Here is a 16441-nt window from a genome sequence, read left to right as displayed (position 1 = left end):
GTCGGGGGCCTGGGCCCGCAGATCCGGTGCCATGGCTCAATACACCTGAGGGACGATCATGTCTTCAGGCACGGGGTTGCGCAGGTAATCCTCGTGGTGCTCGCGCTGGGGCAGCTCGATGGTGGGGTGCTGCACCTCTTCATACGGCATCTGGCTCAGCAGGTGGTTGATGCAGTTGAGGCGGGCCTTCTTCTTGTCGTCGGCCTGCACGATCCACCAGGGCGCCTCGGGGATGTGGGTGCGCTCGAGCATGATCTCTTTGGCCTTGGTGTAGTCCTCCCAGCGGCGGCGCGACTCCAGGTCCATGGGGCTGAGCTTCCATTGCTTGAGCGGGTCGTGGATGCGGCCCAGAAAGCGCAGGCGCTGCTCGTCGTCCGAGATCGAGAACCAGTACTTGATCAGTTGGATGCCCGAACGCACCAGCATGCGTTCGAACTCGGGCGCCGAGCGGAAGAACTCTTCGTACTGGTCGTCGTTGCAAAAGCCCATCACGCGCTCGACGCCGGCGCGGTTGTACCAGCTGCGGTCAAACAAGACCATCTCGCCAGCGGCCGGCAGGTGGGCCGCATAGCGCTGAAAGTACCACTGGGTGCGCTCGCGGTCGTTGGGGGCCGGCAGGGCCGCCACACGGCACACGCGCGGGTTCAGGCGCTGGGTGATGCGCTTGATCACGCCGCCCTTGCCGGCGGCATCGCGCCCCTCGAACACGATCACCACTTTGTGGCCCGTGGCCACCACCCAGTCTTGCAGCTTGACCAGTTCGCCCTGCAGGCGGAACAGCTCACGGAAATACAGCCGGCGCAGTTCGCGGTACTCGCTGGTCTGAACCGACTCGGCGCCGCCGGTGTACTGGTCGATGTCGCGGTCTTCCAGCTCCAGCTCGAGCTCTTCGTCGTAGCTGTCGTGGGCTTCCTGGTGGATGCGGCGGATGAGGTCGTCGTCAGAGATCAAAGCGGGGCCTTATGAAGCAAAGCCCCGATAACGTACCCACCCCATGTGTCCGCTTCATGACAAGGCCCCATCCACCTCGGCCCAGACCCCTCAGCCCAGCACCGCGTGCGCCACCTGCATGTAGAACGGCACCCCCAGCAGCACGTTGAGCGGAAAGGTCAGACCCAGCGACAGGCCGAAGTACAGCGCCTGGTTGGCCTCGGGCACGGCATAGCGCAGCACGGCCGGCACGGCGATGTACGAGGCGCTGCCCGCCAGCACCATCAGCAGGCCCGCATCACCGGCCGGCAAACCGGCCAGCCAGGCCAGGCCCAGGCCCAGAAAGGCGTGGGTGAACGGCCCCAGCACGGCATACAGCAGCACCCAGGGCGATTGCCCGCGCAACTGGGGCAGCTGGCGCGCCGCGTTCAGGCCCATGTCGAGCATGAAGAAAGCCAGCATGCCCTTGAACAAGTCGCCCGAGAAGGGCTGCATGGCGGCCTTGCCCGCATCCCCCGACACCAGGCCCACCACCATGGCCCCGAGCAGCAGCAGCTGCGCTCCATCGGTGAACGACTCGTGCAGCAGGTGGCCGATGCGGTTGCCCGGCGCCCCGCCGCCACCCCAGCCAGCGCCGCCCAGGCTGGCGGTGCCGCCCCCGTTGAGCTGCACCGAGCCGGCCGTGCGGGCCTGGCGCAGGTGGTTGGCCATCAGCACGGCCAGCACGATGGCCGGCGACTCCATCAAGGCCATGGCGGCGGCCATGTGGCCGCCGTAGGGCAGGCCATTGCGCTCCAGGTAGGCCACCGCTGTGATGAAGGTGACGGCGCTGACCGAGCCATAGGTGCTGGCCACGGCCAGGGCATCAAAGGGCTTCAGCAGGCGGCGCAGCACCAGGTAGCCCAGGGCCGGCACGGCCAGCGCCAGCAGCACCGCGCAGAACAGGCTGTGCAGCACCTCGCCGCTGAAGCCCGAGTGGGCCAGCGCAAAGCCGCCCTTCAGGCCCAGTGCCATCAGCAGGTACAGCGACAGAAAACGCGACACCGCGGCCGGGATCTCCAGGTTGGAGCGCACCAGGCCGGCCAACACCCCGAAGACAAAAAACAGAATGGCTGGATCCAACAGGTTTTGCATGAATGACTCCTCAATGCGCCGATGTTAGGAAGCCCAACCCATTAAGTAAAATCAGTTTTTAGGCCAATAACCATCGAGCAAACTCTATGCATGTGAGCTTCAGGCAACTTCAGTTGTTTCTGGCCCTGGCCGATCAGGGCAGCATCAGCGCCGCCGCCCGGGCCTGCCACGTGACCCAGCCCACGGTGTCGATGCAGCTCAAGGAGCTGAGCGAAACCCTGGGCCTGCCCCTGTACGAGCAGGTGGGCAAACGCCTGTTTCTGACCCAGGCCGGCGAAGAGCTGGCACGCAGCGCGCGCAACATGGTGGACGAATGGAGCGGCCTGACCCAACGCATCGACGCCATGAAAGGCCTGCAGCGCGGACGCCTGCGCGTGTCGGTGGTGAGCACCGCCAAGTACTTTGTGCCGCGCATGCTGGGCGCCTTCTGCCAGCGCCACCCCGACATCGACATTGCCCTGCAGGTGCTGAACCGCGACGGCGTGCTGCAACGCCTGCGCGACAACCTGGACGACCTGTGCATCATGTCCATGCCGCCCACCGACTTGGACATCGAGCAGCAGGTGTTCATGCCCAACCCCCTGGTGGTGATTGCCCCGGCCACGCACCGGCTGGCGGGGGTGAAGCACATCGAGCTGAGCGAGCTGGCGAACGAGCGCTTCATCTTGCGCGAGCGCGGCTCGGGCACCCGGCTGGCCGGCGATGCGCATCTGAGCCAATTGGGCTTCAAGCCCCAGGTGCGGCTGGAGCTGGGCAGCAACGAGGCCATCATGCAGGCGGTGGCCGGCGGGCTGGGCCTGGCCCTGGTGTCGGAGCACGCGCTGGGCGAGCACCGGGTGGACGAGGCCCTGACCGTGCTCGACGTGAAGGGCTTCCCCATGCACGCGCACTGGTACATGGTGTACCTGAAGGGCAAGCGGCTGTCACCGCTGGCGGCGGCGTTCCACAGCTACCTGGGGGCCCAGGCCGCCCAGGCTGCGGCGCAATTGGCATCGCAGGCCGGTGCCTGGCCGGGCGCTGGGACCGAAAGCGAGATTTCGTCACCTTCTTGACGGTTTGGGCTGGCCAGTGTCACGCAAGACTGGTAATTTGAGACCAATCGCCGTCCGATTAACATCTTTAACCGCCTGTACCTCTGATGACCTTGAAACACATTCCCGATCCGACCGACACCCGCAGCCAGCGCATGGTTTACGCGCTCAAGCAATTGCTGCAGTTCAAGCCGGCCCAAGAACGCGAAATGGCCATCCATGTGCTGAGCGGCGTGGTCGTGACCCCGCTGGACGACCCGCAACACCAAGGCCACGGCCTGCTGAACCTGACCTTTCCGGGCGGGCGCAGCGAAGCCGTGATGGGCGACGCCTACCTGAAGCTGCAGATGATCGAGCACTGCCGGCTTGAGCGCGACGGGCTGGAGGGCGAAGGCCCGGTGGCCGCCCGCGTGCAAGAGCTGGCCCAGAAGCTCACCCAGATCTACGAACTGGGCTGAACCCCACACCAGAACCGCAAGGAACCCACCCATGACCCAGCCCCTGACGACCGATGAGATGCTCAAGATGCCCAACACCTTGCTGTACGACCCGGTGGGTGAAGTGGGTGCCGCCTACGACGGCCTGCACCGCCTGATCACCGAGAAAGCCAGCCACGCGCTGGTGCACTACGCCCTCAACGAGGGCTACCAGGACGCGCCCTGGGACCCTGCCAAGCACGACCCGAATGGCGACTGGAACCCCCTGCCCTCGTGGCTGCAGGGCGAGGTGCTGCACCGCTGCGTGCTGTACTGGATCAAGAGCGGCGACGAAAGCGACGAAGACCTGCTGCGAATCCCGGCGGCCTGAGGCCCAGGCTGCGCCCGCGAGCCGGGCCAGCCCCTCAGGCTGGCCATCAGCCCGTCAAGCCATCAGCCCGCTCAGGGCTTGCCGACTGCCACCGGGGCCATGGTGACCCGGGGCATGACCTTGAAATCTTCCAGCGCCGTGACCGTGAACGCCATCCGGCCGTTGTCCCAACCCCGGTTGGGCGTGAAGCCCACGCGGGTGACACGGCCCAGGCTGCCGATCACCTTGGGCGGCACATCCACCAGGCGGTCGTAATCCACGAAGGCGTAAGCGCGCCAGGTCATGCCGGCCTTGGGCAGCGGATCGTTCGACAGGTTTTCGGCCACCCAGGCATCCTGCACCCAGCATTGGGGGCCGGGGCGGATGGGGTCGATGATCTCGGTCACCACCTGCATCTCGTGCTTTTCGCGCTCTTCCTTGGGGGTGCGGGCCGTGGTGAAGCGGATCAGGCCATCGAGCACCAGCGTGCCGCGCGCATCGGGCCCGGCCGGCGTGTTGGCATCTCGACACAGGCGCACCTGGCCCGATTCGCCCCGCGCCTGCACCCCGCCAGCCGCCAACAGCGCCGACGCACACACCACAGCCATCAGAAACTTCATGTGAACCCCTCAGCGGCCTGGGCCAGCCCCCTTTTTCAACAAGGGCCCGGCCCGGCACATCGATTATTTGTAACTGGGTGGCATTTCATCACAAATACCCCGCTCAGGGCCATCGATGCGCGGTCCAGGGCGGACTTGTTGCACAGGGTCGGGCCTCAGATCGGAGGCCAGGGAAGGCCAAGTGCCGCGCTCAGGCCCCAGCCTGGCGCAAACGCGCCGGCGACAGCATCGCCGCCGTCAAGCCAAAGCCCGCCAGCCGATCGGGCAGCGGCAGGCCCCGCGCCAGCGCCGCACAGGCCTCGCCCATGGCGGCCGAGGTTTGAATGCCATAGCCCCCCTGCGCCGCCACCCAGAAAAACCCCGGCAACTGCGCATCAAAGCCGCCGACCAGATCGCCATCGGCCACAAACGAGCGCAGGCCGGCCCAGGTGCGCGCCGGGCGGCGGATGCTCAGCGTGGTGGCCTCTTCGATGCGGTACAGGGCCAGGGCGATGTCCATCTCTTCGGGCTGCACATCCTGCGGCGGAACCGGATCGGCATTGGCCGGCGAGCCCAGCAACATGCCCGCATCGGGCTTGATGTACCAGTCTTCACCGGCACCGATCACCGCCGGCCAGGCCGCCACGCTCAGGCCTGCGGGCGGCGCAAAGGTGAAGGCCGAGCGCCGGCGCGGCTCCAGCCCCAGGGGCTGTGCCCCCGCCAGGGCGCCCAGCACATCGGCCCAGGCGCCCGCGGCATTGAGCACCACCGGGGCCTGGTAGACCACGCCACTGGCGCGCACCTGCCAGGCCGAACCGACACGCTGCAACTGATCCACCTCGGCGTTGCACACCAGCTGGCCGCCCGCCTGCCGCATGCTGCGCAGGTAACCCTGGTGGATGGCATGCACATCCATGTCGGCGGCATCGGGCTCGTACACCGCGCCCACCACCTGATCGGGCCGCAGCGCGGGCACCATGGCACAGGCCTGCTCGGGGCTGAGCTGGCGCGCATTCGGCGCCATGGCCTGCAGCACCGCCCAATGCGCCGCCAACTCGGCCTCTTGGCCCGGGGCTGCCACAAACAGCACGCCGCGCGGGCTCAGCAAGGGGTGCTCGCCAAACGCGGCCGGCGGCTGCTCAAAAAACGCCCGGCTGGCCAAGGTGAGCGCCCGCACCTGCGGCGTGCCATAGCTCTCCATGAACAAGGCCGCCGAACGGCCCGTGGAGTGGTAGCCGGGCTGGTCTTCGCGCTCCAGCACGATCACCTTGCCATGCGGCGCCAGCCAATGCGCCACCGAGGCGCCCGCAATACCGGCCCCCAGCACCAGAAAATCGGCCTGCACAGGGGAGGAAGGGCTTGAAGACGATGAAGAAGTGGGTGATGTCATGGCACCCAGTCTAGGCAAAAATTTGCATATACGCAAATTTCCAGCAAAAAAGTCAGGCACCAGCCCACCCCGCGCAAACCCCACGCAAACGGCCTGCCACTGGCAAAATCACCGCACAAGCCCTGCCTCACATCCCCTGCCCCACCCACCCCACCATGCCCGCCCCCTCGCAACAAAACGCCCTGGACCGGGACACCTTTGGCCAACGCCTGCGCCAGGCGCGCAAGCAAAAGGGCTGGACACTGGCCCAGGTGGCAGAGCGATCGGGCGTGTCGATCACCACCATCTCGCGCGCCGAGCGCGGCCAACTGGCCCTGGGCTACGACAACTTTGCCGCCCTGGGCCAGGCCTTGCAGATGGACATGGGCTCGATGTTTGCCAAGGCCGACGACGCCACAGCCCCCCAGCAGCCAGCCCCCAGCCCCCTGCAACAAGGCCCCGTGCTCACCCGCGCCGGCCAGGGCGTGGTCTACCAGGGCCCGGCCTTTGCCTACGAGTTTTTGGGCACCCAGGCCGTGGGCAAAAAAATGATCCCCACCCTGGGCACCGTGCACGCCCGCCGCATCACCGGCCCGCAAGACTTTGCCCGCCACCCCGGCGAAGAGTTTGTGTACGTGCTCTCAGGCGCCATCGAAGTGCACTTTGAAGACGGCCAATGCCTGCCCCTGGGCCGGGGTGATTCGCTGTACTTCGACAGCCGCCTGGGCCACGCCTACATCAGTGTGAGCCGGCAGTTGGCCAAGGTGATCGGGGTGGTGACGGATGAGAGTGGGTTGATGAGGGAGGCCAGGGGGGAGTGAGGGTGGGCTGGCTGGTTTGCGCGGCCAGATGTCCATTCGATCAATCAGGCGCACGCTCTGTGTCGTCTGGTGCTTGGGGCTGGGCAAGATCGGCGAAAACCAGGCGTGAAGCTCGTACGGGCTTACGGGTGTCTATCACCGCGAGAGCAGTTCAACGTAGGCCTGATAGCTGTAAATCCGGTTTTTCTTCTGCCCAGTCATTTCCATCACGACGCCCAGCTCTTCCAATACCTTGACCGCTGCCGTTGCGGTGGGGAAGCTGGTGTCAAGTTGCTGGCGAACGCGTTCGATGGTGAAGCGCGGCATCATCGGCAGCATTTCGAACAGCCGATAGCTCGCCGGGCCGGCCTTGGTGGATTGCAACAAGCGTCTGCGATCACTGGCCACGAGGCTGGCCACTTCAATGATGCTTTTTTCAGCGTCGCCCGCAGAGATAGCCACGCCTTCCAGAAAGAACCGGATCCAAGACTCCCAATCTCCCTCCGTGCGGATGGCAGACAAGCGACGGTAGTACTCAGCCTGGTGTTGCTTGAGGTAGCCACTGAGGTACATCAAGGGCTCGGACAACAGCCCCCAGTGCTCAAACAGGGCGGCGATCAGCAGCCGGCCAATGCGTCCGTTGCCGTCGAGAAATGGATGGATGGTTTCAAACTGCGCGTGGATCAGAGCCACCCTGACCATCGGCGGCAAATCCGTCGCGGAGTCATGAATGAACCTTTCCATGTCGGTCAACAGCGTGGGAACCTGCTCCGGCGGAGAGGGTACGAAAATCGCATTGCCGGGCCGTGTGCCACCGATCCAGTTTTGTGACCGACGCAGCTCGCCCGGTTGCTTGCCTGCGCCGCGAGCACCGTCAAGCAGGCGACGGTGTGCCTCGCACAACAGCCGCACGCTGATGGGCAGCCCTTTGGGATCGCGGAGCTGCTCCTGAGTCCAACGAAAAGCACGAAGGTAGTTGGTCACCTCCTCCACATCGTCGGTATTGTTGACTTTGAAGCCCGCTTCTTCATCGAACAGATCTGTCAGCGTGGCTTGTGTGCCCTCGATCTGCGACGTGAGAAGTGCCTCCTTGCGGATGGCGCTGTACAACAGCCAGTCAACCGAAGGCACCAAGCCAGACACACCCGCTAAACGTGCGAGCGCCAGCTCGGCTTGCCGGTTGAGGTCGGCAAATACCTCGGGCGCCAGGCCTGGATCAGACGGTGGCAAGGCATGGGGCACGAATGCGCGCACCGACTCGCCCAATGTCGTGGAAATCGAATAGGTCCCGGTGAGGCGTTTCATTGAAAGCGGCCTTGAGAAGAGTACAGCCTGATTAAAGTATTCTTTAATTTAACTTGCAACAATTAAAGCCAGCTTTCATTGGCTCAAGGCACATCGCTTCACACTGAGCAGGCGTCTAACCATCACGCGGGGCCAATCCTCTGGCTCGCCGCGGCGGCTTGATCCCAGCGGCAGGATAGGGCGCCAAGATCAATCCCCGGGGTCAGATGGCTTGCCGAAACGTCAGATGCGGTCAAAAGGTGCGGTGACTTACTTTGCTTCGACAGCCGACTCGGCCACGCCTACTACATCAGCGTGAGCCGGCAACTGGCCAAGGTGATTGGGGTGGTGACGGATGAGAGTGGGTTGATGAGGGAGGCGCGGGGGGAGTGAGGGGCGGGCTGGTTGGTTTGTGCGGCCTGATATCCATTCGAACATTCGGGCGCAGGCTCTGTTTCTCCTGATGGTTTAGGCGGGTCATATCAGCAAGACCACCCTAACCCGCATTGGAACGATCAATTCCGCTGGAGATAGTTGTACACATTTCGTGATCCAAAAGCGATTGCAATACCGTTGCAGTTCTGGCCCATCGAATCGGGGATCAGAGGATTGCCGTCGTGCCGAATCATCAAGTCAAACAGCTCGATCAGGTCGATCTCTGCCGCCAGCATCAGTGGTGTTCGGCCTGGTACAGGGTACGTGTGTGGCGCATTGGGGTTCGCACCAGCTTTCAATAGATCAGCGGCAATTCGCATCAGGTTGGAAACGGTATGTCTTGTGATATGCCTGCTGACCGACAGCTTGGTTGCCGCAATGGCAAGTTCAGGGTGCGAGCGTGGGCCAGATACATCCGATCCAAAAGTGCCCGCCATCCCCACACCGAAGCGCCGCAAGGTATCTTGCAGAACAACATCAGGCTCTTCCATCATCTTCTCCAACAAGCTGGACGCCATGCGTGCCGGATTGATTTTGTGGAACAATTGGCTCACCAGGTAGTAGAGCGGTGACTGGTTGTCGGTCAACGCTCGCTTCTCAACGTCGGCACCTTGCGCGACCAGAGCCTCGACCACGTGCGGCCAACCGAGGTCGATGGCGCACATCAAAGGTGTCAGCCGTTTTCTCTGGGTCGGCGCATTGATCGTCGCTATGTGGTGTGGCTGAGCCAGTAGCAAGTCAACGACCTCACGCTGCCCCGTTGCCTCCGCGTGTTGCAGGGCGCAGAGAAGGGCGGATGCCCCAGAGCTGTCCAGATCGTCTACCGAGGCGCCGGCATCAAGCAAGGCTTTGGTTTGCTCAATCAGTCCGAATGTAGCAAAGAGTCGAAGCTGTGGCCAGCGCCGAACTGCTCCGTTGGCGAAGTGCACCGCCCGAACACGGTTCACGGCTTTGAGGTCCGGCAGCGTCTTGGACAGGGTGTCCTTGTCAATGAACAGCCAACCCTCCATGGGTTGAGCGGACAGATCGTTCTGGCTTTCAACAAAGCGCCCTTGAGCTGGAAACCGGATCGACAGCTGTTGTGCAAACTGATCGAACTCCCAGTCTTCGAGCACGGTTCCGCTCTCAGGTTTGCGAAATAGGCCGAGCGCGATTCCCACATGCTTCAACCGCTTCAAGAATGGCTTTTTGCCTAGAAAAGCCGCGATGCAAGATCCTTCAGAGACAAGCTCTTTGATTTGGTGCCCTGCACGGTAGCAAGCGAGTTCAAAGGCCTGCTCGTAGTGTGGGAGCGCCTCTTGATACTGCCCCGACATCGCATGCCAGCGACCTTTCATCCACTCGTAGTGGTAAGCCGAACGGCCTTCTGGATCAATCGCTGCGGCTGTCGATTCGAGTGATTGGATTTCACGCCAAGTTCGATCCTGATCGCCAACCTGTTTCGGTGATGTGCGTTGTAGGTCGTGCCAAAGTTTCCTGCCGGGCTCTGCCAGTTCCGGCCAAATGCTTCCTGCGCTCTTGACCAACTCGCTAAGAATTGCGTGGATGGAGTTTCCAACGGGTGAGCTGTGATCAGGGTGAGAGAGCATCAATGGCCGTACCGATCCTGCCGTTTGCCTTTCCAGTCGAGCCAGAGCCGAAGCAATCAGCAGCCAAGTGGCGCAAGACGGGGTCTTCCTCCAGCATTCGTCCAGCTTCCTGCAAAACAGCTGAATGCTCTGTGAGGAAGGTAAGTCGATGCCATTGCGCCACTTGCGCACCTTCTCCTGCTCAGTACGGGCTGACCCAGTGCTTCCTGGGTAAAGGAGCTTTTCAACGGGGCCACCAACAAGGCTGTCCAGCCATTCGAGCGCCACCTGGACAGGATCAAGCTCTTTCGCAAGCAACAGCTGGAGGCTTGGACCCGGCATGGCGTTGTGGATCTGCTGTAGCAGATTCGCCGCAGCGGGCACAAAAAACTTCTCCATCAGGATTGGCTGCGCATCGCTTCTTCCCAATGAGTCCAGTGGCACATCCAACACCACGCGCGTGTAGGCCTCTCTGACGGAGACGAGCCACGGCAAAAGGATGCTTTGGGCGGCATCGCCAATCACCCGTCTACTGCCATCGACCAGAACCTCGTTGATGACTCCGTCCAGCTTCTCCCAGTCGAAGTCACCTTCGCGGGCCAGACGTCCAACATCGCTACCGGCCTTGTTGATATCGAGTGTGCCAGCCAGCACGGCGATGCATTCGCCAAACCTGGGGTATGGGGGCAGAGCTTTTGTCATGATTGGGCGATCAACGCAAGACGGCGGACATCCCGCTGGAAGTTCATGCTTGCTCGCCAATCGCTGGGTGTTCCTGGCACTGCCAGCTTTCTGCCGTTCGGCGCGATGATCTTTCCGTGCTTTTTTCCATTCATGTACCGCCACCCTGTATTGACCAGTGTCCGCACCAAGGCGGCGACTTCTTTGTTGTTGCTGTATCTCATGGTAAAGGTTGGTTGACACCCGAACGGGTGTCAACCATTGAGTGATTATTTGGAACCCTTCGTTGCGCCGCCTTGGTTGCCCGCAGCGGCACGCTGTGCAACGGCTGCAAAACTGCTTGCTTTCACTTGGCCGCCGTTTGCCTTGGCAGTGGCTGATTGGATGCGTGCAGCAGCTTGGCTGGTCATGGGAGTGGACTTGGCTTGAGACTTGGACATAACAGACCTTTCAGTAAAAACGTTGCTCGGATCGGCAACAGATGAAAGGTTAGAGATCGGCCCAAAAATCGTCTGCCGCGCCGTTGCTCAAAAATTTTTGATTTCTGCGCCGGTGCAGGTGCCCTCACAGCAGGCTTGGCAACTTCCTCTTGGCTACCGGCCGGATGTACCGGGCCAGCATCAAGTCGCTGCTGTGGCCGGTCTGGTCACGAATCTGCCAAGGCTGAAGTCCTGCCATTGCAGCCTGGGTGCAATAGCCCGCGCGTAAGCTGTGGCCGCTCACTGCAGAAGGGTCGCCGCCAACGCGCCGGACGGCATCCTTGACGATTGGTGCTACCGACTGCGCCGACAACAGCGGCAACTGCAACAGCAAGTCGCGCATTGGCCGCTCCGTGTCGCCCGAATGAAAATGCTCGGTGCATCGCTGCATTTCAATACTCGCTCGGAAACAAGAGGCAAGTCAAACTGCGATCCGCTTCGGTAATGATCCGAACTCGCTCGCCAGGGATGGGGTAGCTTGAAAGCAGTCGCAGGCGACGCGTGACCGCTAATTCGTTTTCCTTCGCATCCTCGGATGGAAAATCGCCCCAATCGCCCCGCACATGGCGGTTCAGATATTCGCTTGCATTGACGCCGTGCCGCTCAAGGTGCTCAAGCACGGCTGGCGTGGCCACGATTTGGCCGAGCGTGAAGCGCGGGGACAAAAACGAGGCGCTATGAGATTTTGTTTGCACGGCTATGGCTCCCAAAATGGGTTGTCCGCTATATATGCAACAACGACAACGCCATCGGAAATAGAAAAAGCCAAGTCAGTTGCCCGACTTGGCTTTTCATTCAGAGTTTTATTGTGGCTGCGACAGTTTCGCGGCACGGCACGGTATGCGCTGTTTTTTCAAGTTATCAGCGCCTGCCGCAAAGATCGATTACAGTGTAACTTTGGCAAGGCCGAACGTCTAGAGTAGCAATGAACTGCCGTCTATATCGATAGTTCATTGGAGTTATTTCAGACTCCTGCAGCGGGCTGATTATTTCTGGACGCGACTTGCAGCCTCATACTTTTCTGGCTGATTGGGTATCAAGTTGGCTGTGTAAGCGCGACGATCAAGAATGCAGAGAAAATCATGCTCGTGGCCGGCGTCTGGGGCAAGTTGACCTTGGTTGGCGTTCTGAATTTGCACACCATAGTTTTGGCAGGCTTGGACAAGCAAATTTCTATCAATCAGATGCAGGTCATTTCTTCCCTTGATAGCGGCGAGGAGTCGTGCGGACTTCTTGTGCGTACTGGCATACGCGGAAATGCCAGTTACATCGAGGTAGTTAACAGACGCAGCGATGCTTTGAGCATTTGCTGCCGATGCCTGCAGAATTTGAGCGCCAACGTTTGTTGTGTATTCGAATCCGCTCGGACGAAGGATAAAAACATCCTGGTCGGCAACAAAATAATCAAAATCGATATCCAGTCTAAAGATGTGATTAGTTACCATTGTTAACAAGCCACCGTTAACCCAGGCTAATTTTGATCTGGTTACCCCTTTGAATTGACCGGCTCGGCGAAACGCGTATAAGTTTCGATGTTGATTGTCGGTGAATATCGCGTAGTAATAATCCAGCTCGGCAACCTGAATTAGGGCGTTGGCGTTGCTTGGTAAATTCGTAAGGGCAACAACTGCGGCAAGGTCCTGCAAATACGGCGTTGTAAGCGAGATCTTTAGTTGTTCTTCTGATCCATATTTCTCTGCAGGATCGAATATGTCCATATTGGGCGCGCTTGCCGGGAGGCCAAGACGAGCAATCGTCTCGGCAAGCATCGCCTTCAATTCTCCTTGAACTTGTGGGTCAACTGGAATTTGAATATGTCGAGGGTTTTGGGATTGTGCATCTTCAAAGTACCCATAGAGCGTGATGAGTGTGACGTTTTGCGGATCGAAATTCATCTTTAACCCTGATAGATGATTTTTACTTGTCAAAAAGCAAGAAGTCGGTAACCCGTAGAGGTTTGATGTCTGTCGTGCTCGATATTGATGTCTTCTTGGTTATCAAAACATGCGAAACGGATAAGTTCCCCGATGCAGAGTCGGGTCGAATGGAAAGAATGCGGTACCCAGCCAACGCAAAGAAAAAATTCATGTAGTACAGCTCCATGTGTCCGAAAATGTAGACCACGAAAAGCAGAGCGCACAAAGCTGCATACAGATCTTGTTCCGTGGATACCGAAGATTGAAAAAGCGGGAGAAGCATCGCAAATATGTAGGTTATAAGCTGCTCTCTGTTGTCGGTCGAATTTGTGACGCGAATTCTCTTTCGGTCATTATTTTTGGTGGCAATGAATAGCCTGGCTGCAAGAATGAGATTGGGAATTAGCGCAAACCCGATAAACACAGGGAAATAAATTTCCCAAGGCACAATTCCAACTCCACGTATGGCCATGAGGATGAATAGCGGTGCCATGCAGGCAAGTACTAGCATCAATCTAATCAAGTCCATATTGATGCCTCATGTTCTCTCTGTTGGACTTGGCGTAAGTCAGCGTGTTTCATACGAAAGCAGTCCATCCACATCCGTGAACTTCCCGTAGACAGCCGGGTTCTCTCCCACCGCCAGCGCCTTAAAGTGCGCCGTGCCGCACTTGATTTTTCCGCCTTCACGGTCGCGCAGGTCATCGTCGAACAGGCTGCTCTTGGTTTCCACCACGAAGTACAGGCGCTCGTGCCCATCGCGTTCGATCAATACGGCCCAATCGGGGTTGTAGCTGCCCAAGGGTGTCGGCACTTTGAACCAGCTCGGGAGTTTGGCGTAGACCTTGACCGCGTTGTTCTTTTCCAGCTGGTCGGCAAACTCCCACTCCACCGCTGAATCAATGGCTACGTGCTCGTAGACCGATTTTTCGGCGTTCATCCGCGCGTTGTGCTCGTTCAAGTAGCCCATCAGCACGTTCTTGGGGTCTTCAAACAGCTCCTGTGCCCAGTACGAGTCGTCACCCAGCCGCTGATACTTGATACCTTCGACCAGGGAGCGCCGTTTGCAGCGGTTGATGGAGTCGGCCGCCAGCTCGATGAACTGCTGAGGGTTGCGCTTGAATTCGTTCAGGCGCGTGCTCTCGGTCAGGATGCGTGCAATCGTCTTGCGCGTGAGCTGGGTGCGGTCCTGCAGCTCTGTTAGCAAATCGGGCAACTCGATGTCGGTCTCGTTCAGCGTGACGTTGTCCGCTCCGGCCTTCTCGATGGCGCCCACGCCAGACTTGGCAATCTCGATGCCGGCCTTGCGCCATTGCAGGCGGGTCTTGGCCACCGGGGGCATGTCGTTCAAGGCTTCGATGCACTTCTCGATCAACTTCTCGTTGTCGAAGTGCACGCGGTACGTGGTCTTGTGCTTGATGCGATCCCACAAGGCTTTGAACTCGGGGCTCACCAGCACCGACTTGCGCACCGCGATCTGCTTGCGCTCATCGGCGTTCTTCACCTCCAGCTTGCCTGACAGCTTTTTCAGCACACCCGTTATTTGTGCTCGCTGGGCTTCAAAGTTGGCGGGCAGCACCAAGGTGCCGTCTTTCAAGGCGGTCTTCAATGCATCTTGGACTTTGCCCTTGTCGGTGATGTAGCCCTGCACCTTGAGGTGCGTCCACAAGGTTTTGGATGCCTCGAAGCCCAGTGCGGCAAGTTCGCCGTTTTCTTGCTTCACAGAAATCGCAGAGAAGACATGTGGCTTGACGATGCCAAAGTCGATGCCGGCGTCCTCGTAGTCTTTCTGCAGTTTTTCTGCGAACTGTTTGTAGCTTTCCGTGGCGATCACGGTCAAGGTGTTGATCTCGAAGCCGCGCAGCCGTTCGCCTTGCTGGTTCACGCACAGGCGCAGTCCGCGGCCAATGGTCTGACGCCGCCAACGTTCCGTCTCGCGCGTCGAGAAGTTGCAAATCTGGAAGACGTTGGGGTTGTCCCAGCCTTCCTTCAAGGCAGAGTGCGAGAAGATGAATTTCAGTGGCGACTCGAAGCTCAGCAACTTCTCTTTGTCGCGCATGATGAGGTTGTAGGTGTCGTCATCGGCGGCGGTGCTGCCACTGGTGTCCTTCACCATTTCCACCGTCTTGCCGCCCACCTTTTTCTTGTCGATGGAGAAGTAGCCGTTGTGCACTTCTTCGGCTGCGGCGGTTAGGTCAATCTCGTTGAACAGGCTTTGGTAATCGGGGTGCCTTGCCCACCGCTTGTATTCCTCTTCAAACATCAAGGCGTATTCGGCCTTCACCGCGTTGCCTTGGTCATCGTACTGGCGGTATTTCGCCACCTCGTCAATGAAGAACAGGCTCAACACCTTCACACCCAACGGGCGAAGGCGCTTCTCTTTGTCCAAGTGTTCCTTGATGGTGCGGCGGATCATTTCGCGCTGCACGGCAGATGCATCCACATCACCCCATGCATCACCCACACGCAAAAAGACTTCGCTGCCGGGCACTTTCAGTTCCATGAACTGGTTGCCCTTGGCTGTACGGATTTCACCAATACGGATGTCGCTGTACAGCGGGCGCTTGGTTTCCTGTTCAAGGTCGAAACCGTCTTGCACCGTGATGGTCTCGCGGCGCACCGCGCCCGCCGCATTCTCTTTATCCACCTCGATGCTGGCGGTGATGAGCCCCTTCTTACTTTTGACGGCCAGCAGCTTCACGTAGGGCTTGTTGTTGCCACCTTGCACGGTGGCCGCCGCCACCTCGATCTGCTTTACCAACTTCTGTTCGTAGGCGTCCACAGCATCCAGCTGGTAGACCATGTTGTGCTTGTCCACGTGTGTGGCGGAATAGCGCAAGGAGCACAGCGGGTTCATCAGGCCCAAGGCCTTCTTGCCCTTACCATCACTACCGCCATCCACACTCTGTGGTTCGTCCACGATCAGGATCGGCCGGGTGTTGCGAATCAAGTCGATGGGACGTTCTCCACCTGTCTTCTCACTTGTCCGATACATCTTGTTTTTTGACTTCTCGCGGCGGATGGCCTCGTTCGCCTCTTCTGCCGCAGCGGCGTTTTCATCACCAAACTTGACCATCGCCTGAATCGTGATGACCATGATCTGAATGTTGGGGCTGGTGGCGAAGTTCCGCACCTCACCCAAACGGTCAGAGTCGTACTGAATCGCCCCGGATTTTGAGGAGGCTCAACACTCTGAGAGGATTGAGCCATGAGCAAGTCGAACAAGTTCTCACCCGAGGTGCGTGAGCGCGCGGTGAGGATGGTGCAGGAGCACCGTGGGGAGTACCCGTCGCTGTGGGCGGCTATCGAGTCCATCGCGCCGAAGATTGGATGTGTGCCGCAGACCTTGAACGAGTGGGTCAAGCGTGCCGAGGTCGATGCTGGCGTGCGTGAAGGCGTCACGACCGGCGAGGCCCAGCGGATGAAGGA

The 16441-nt window shown here is 60.0% G+C and carries 15 protein-coding genes and 2 pseudogenes; 6 read left to right on the top strand and 11 right to left on the bottom strand.

The window, feature by feature from the left end; all coding sequences use genetic code 11:
• Nucleotides 1-36 precede the first annotated feature (36 nt).
• Nucleotides 37-948, bottom strand: coding sequence for a polyphosphate kinase 2 (gene ppk2 / locus L880_RS0118255; RefSeq protein WP_027476889.1), 912 nt, complete (start codon nt 946-948; stop codon nt 37-39).
• Between the two features lie 93 nt (nt 949-1041).
• A complete protein-coding gene (locus tag L880_RS0118250; protein WP_027476888.1) occupies nt 1042-2064 on the bottom strand; it encodes a sodium-dependent bicarbonate transport family permease in 1023 nt (340 codons plus the stop codon).
• An 86-nt stretch (nt 2065-2150) separates the two neighbouring features.
• Here L880_RS0118250 and L880_RS0118245 point away from each other — a divergent pair, with 86 nt between their 5' ends.
• From L880_RS0118245 to L880_RS0118235, 3 genes are all read left to right on the top strand, one after another.
• Nucleotides 2151-3116, top strand: a complete 966-nt coding sequence (locus L880_RS0118245) for a LysR family transcriptional regulator (protein WP_027476887.1) — start codon at nt 2151-2153, stop codon at nt 3114-3116.
• Between the two features lie 86 nt (nt 3117-3202).
• Nucleotides 3203-3553, top strand: a complete 351-nt coding sequence (locus L880_RS0118240; protein WP_157462978.1) for a hypothetical protein — start codon at nt 3203-3205, stop codon at nt 3551-3553.
• 31 nt (nt 3554-3584) lie between these two features.
• Nucleotides 3585-3902, top strand: a complete 318-nt coding sequence (locus L880_RS0118235) for a hypothetical protein (protein ID WP_027476885.1) — start codon at nt 3585-3587, stop codon at nt 3900-3902.
• A gap of 71 nt (nt 3903-3973) precedes the next feature.
• On the opposite strand, the gene L880_RS0118230 is transcribed toward L880_RS0118235, so the two are convergent.
• Entirely contained in the window at nt 3974-4501 is a 528-nt protein-coding gene (locus tag L880_RS0118230) for a hypothetical protein (RefSeq protein ID WP_027476884.1), read from the bottom strand.
• Nucleotides 4502-4691: 190 nt separating this feature from the next.
• Nucleotides 4692-5870: an NAD(P)/FAD-dependent oxidoreductase gene (locus tag L880_RS0118225; RefSeq protein ID WP_031254054.1), complete on the bottom strand. Its 1179-nt coding sequence runs from the start codon at nt 5868-5870 to the stop codon at nt 4692-4694.
• Nucleotides 5871-6025: 155 nt separating this feature from the next.
• On the opposite strand from L880_RS0118225, the gene L880_RS0118220 reads away from it, so the two are divergent.
• Nucleotides 6026-6670, top strand: coding sequence for a helix-turn-helix domain-containing protein (locus L880_RS0118220; protein ID WP_027476883.1), 645 nt, complete (start codon nt 6026-6028; stop codon nt 6668-6670).
• Nucleotides 6671-6805: 135 nt separating this feature from the next.
• Here L880_RS0118220 and L880_RS0118215 read toward each other — a convergent pair whose 3' ends face one another.
• A complete protein-coding gene (locus L880_RS0118215; protein ID WP_027476882.1) occupies nt 6806-7954 on the bottom strand; it encodes a Fic family protein in 1149 nt (382 codons plus the stop codon).
• A gap of 243 nt (nt 7955-8197) precedes the next feature.
• On the opposite strand from L880_RS0118215, the pseudogene L880_RS36445 reads away from it, so the two are divergent.
• Nucleotides 8198-8326 (top strand): annotated as a pseudogene (locus tag L880_RS36445) (XRE family transcriptional regulator); the annotation flags it as partial.
• Between the two features lie 122 nt (nt 8327-8448).
• Here L880_RS36445 and L880_RS0118210 read toward each other — a convergent pair.
• The 6 genes and pseudogenes from L880_RS0118210 to L880_RS32830 all read right to left on the bottom strand — a co-directional run.
• The gene (locus L880_RS0118210) at nt 8449-10638 is read right to left on the bottom strand and encodes an ankyrin repeat domain-containing protein (protein WP_027476881.1); all 2190 of its coding nucleotides are present in this window, start codon (nt 10636-10638) and stop codon (nt 8449-8451) included.
• Nucleotides 10635-10841: a hypothetical protein gene (locus L880_RS35100; RefSeq protein ID WP_084461429.1), complete on the bottom strand. Its 207-nt coding sequence runs from the start codon at nt 10839-10841 to the stop codon at nt 10635-10637. The genes L880_RS0118210 and L880_RS35100 overlap by 4 nt, the downstream gene beginning before the upstream one ends.
• 340 nt (nt 10842-11181) lie before the next feature.
• Nucleotides 11182-11439 carry a tyrosine-type recombinase/integrase gene (locus L880_RS0118200; RefSeq protein ID WP_245615229.1) on the bottom strand — a complete coding sequence of 86 codons (258 nt, stop codon included), beginning with the start codon at nt 11437-11439 and terminating at the stop codon, nt 11182-11184.
• A gap of 49 nt (nt 11440-11488) precedes the next feature.
• Complete coding sequence (locus L880_RS35095; RefSeq protein WP_245615227.1) at nt 11489-11791, bottom strand: hypothetical protein; 303 nt, start codon at nt 11789-11791, stop codon at nt 11489-11491.
• Between the two features lie 291 nt (nt 11792-12082).
• The gene (locus L880_RS35090) at nt 12083-12991 is read right to left on the bottom strand and encodes a Kiwa anti-phage protein KwaB-like domain-containing protein (protein ID WP_084461425.1); all 909 of its coding nucleotides are present in this window, start codon (nt 12989-12991) and stop codon (nt 12083-12085) included.
• Nucleotides 12992-13580: 589 nt separating this feature from the next.
• A pseudogene (locus tag L880_RS32830) lies at nt 13581-16169 on the bottom strand (restriction endonuclease); the annotation flags it as partial.
• Between the two features lie 51 nt (nt 16170-16220).
• On the opposite strand from L880_RS32830, the gene L880_RS0118175 reads away from it, so the two are divergent.
• Nucleotides 16221-16441 (top strand): helix-turn-helix domain-containing protein (locus tag L880_RS0118175; RefSeq protein ID WP_027476877.1); only part of this gene is annotated, 221 nt, incomplete at its 3' end.

This window comes from Curvibacter gracilis ATCC BAA-807, from assembly GCF_000518645.1.
GTDB lineage: Bacteria > Pseudomonadota > Gammaproteobacteria > Burkholderiales > Burkholderiaceae_C > Curvibacter > Curvibacter gracilis.
The sequence above is the reverse complement of the archived record's forward strand: the minus strand, read 5'-3'. Positions and strand labels throughout refer to the sequence as shown.

What these genes read in the sequence shown, in the direction of transcription:
- L880_RS0118250 (WP_027476888.1), bottom strand. Translation starts at nt 2,064, where the DNA reads ATGCAAAACCTGTTGGATCCAGCCATTCTGTTTTTTGTCTTCGGGGTG.
- L880_RS0118245 (WP_027476887.1), top strand. Translation starts at nt 2,151, where the DNA reads ATGCATGTGAGCTTCAGGCAACTTCAGTTGTTTCTGGCCCTGGCCGAT.
- L880_RS0118240 (WP_157462978.1), top strand. Translation starts at nt 3,203, where the DNA reads ATGACCTTGAAACACATTCCCGATCCGACCGACACCCGCAGCCAGCGC.
- L880_RS0118235 (WP_027476885.1), top strand. Translation starts at nt 3,585, where the DNA reads ATGACCCAGCCCCTGACGACCGATGAGATGCTCAAGATGCCCAACACC.
- L880_RS0118230 (WP_027476884.1), bottom strand. Translation starts at nt 4,501, where the DNA reads ATGAAGTTTCTGATGGCTGTGGTGTGTGCGTCGGCGCTGTTGGCGGCT.
- L880_RS0118225 (WP_031254054.1), bottom strand. Translation starts at nt 5,870, where the DNA reads ATGACATCACCCACTTCTTCATCGTCTTCAAGCCCTTCCTCCCCTGTG.
- L880_RS0118220 (WP_027476883.1), top strand. Translation starts at nt 6,026, where the DNA reads ATGCCCGCCCCCTCGCAACAAAACGCCCTGGACCGGGACACCTTTGGC.
- L880_RS0118215 (WP_027476882.1), bottom strand. Translation starts at nt 7,954, where the DNA reads ATGAAACGCCTCACCGGGACCTATTCGATTTCCACGACATTGGGCGAG.
- L880_RS0118210 (WP_027476881.1), bottom strand. Translation starts at nt 10,638, where the DNA reads ATGACAAAAGCTCTGCCCCCATACCCCAGGTTTGGCGAATGCATCGCC.
- L880_RS35100 (WP_084461429.1), bottom strand. Translation starts at nt 10,841, where the DNA reads ATGAGATACAGCAACAACAAAGAAGTCGCCGCCTTGGTGCGGACACTG.
- L880_RS0118200 (WP_245615229.1), bottom strand. Translation starts at nt 11,439, where the DNA reads ATGCGCGACTTGCTGTTGCAGTTGCCGCTGTTGTCGGCGCAGTCGGTA.
- L880_RS35090 (WP_084461425.1), bottom strand. Translation starts at nt 12,991, where the DNA reads ATGAATTTCGATCCGCAAAACGTCACACTCATCACGCTCTATGGGTAC.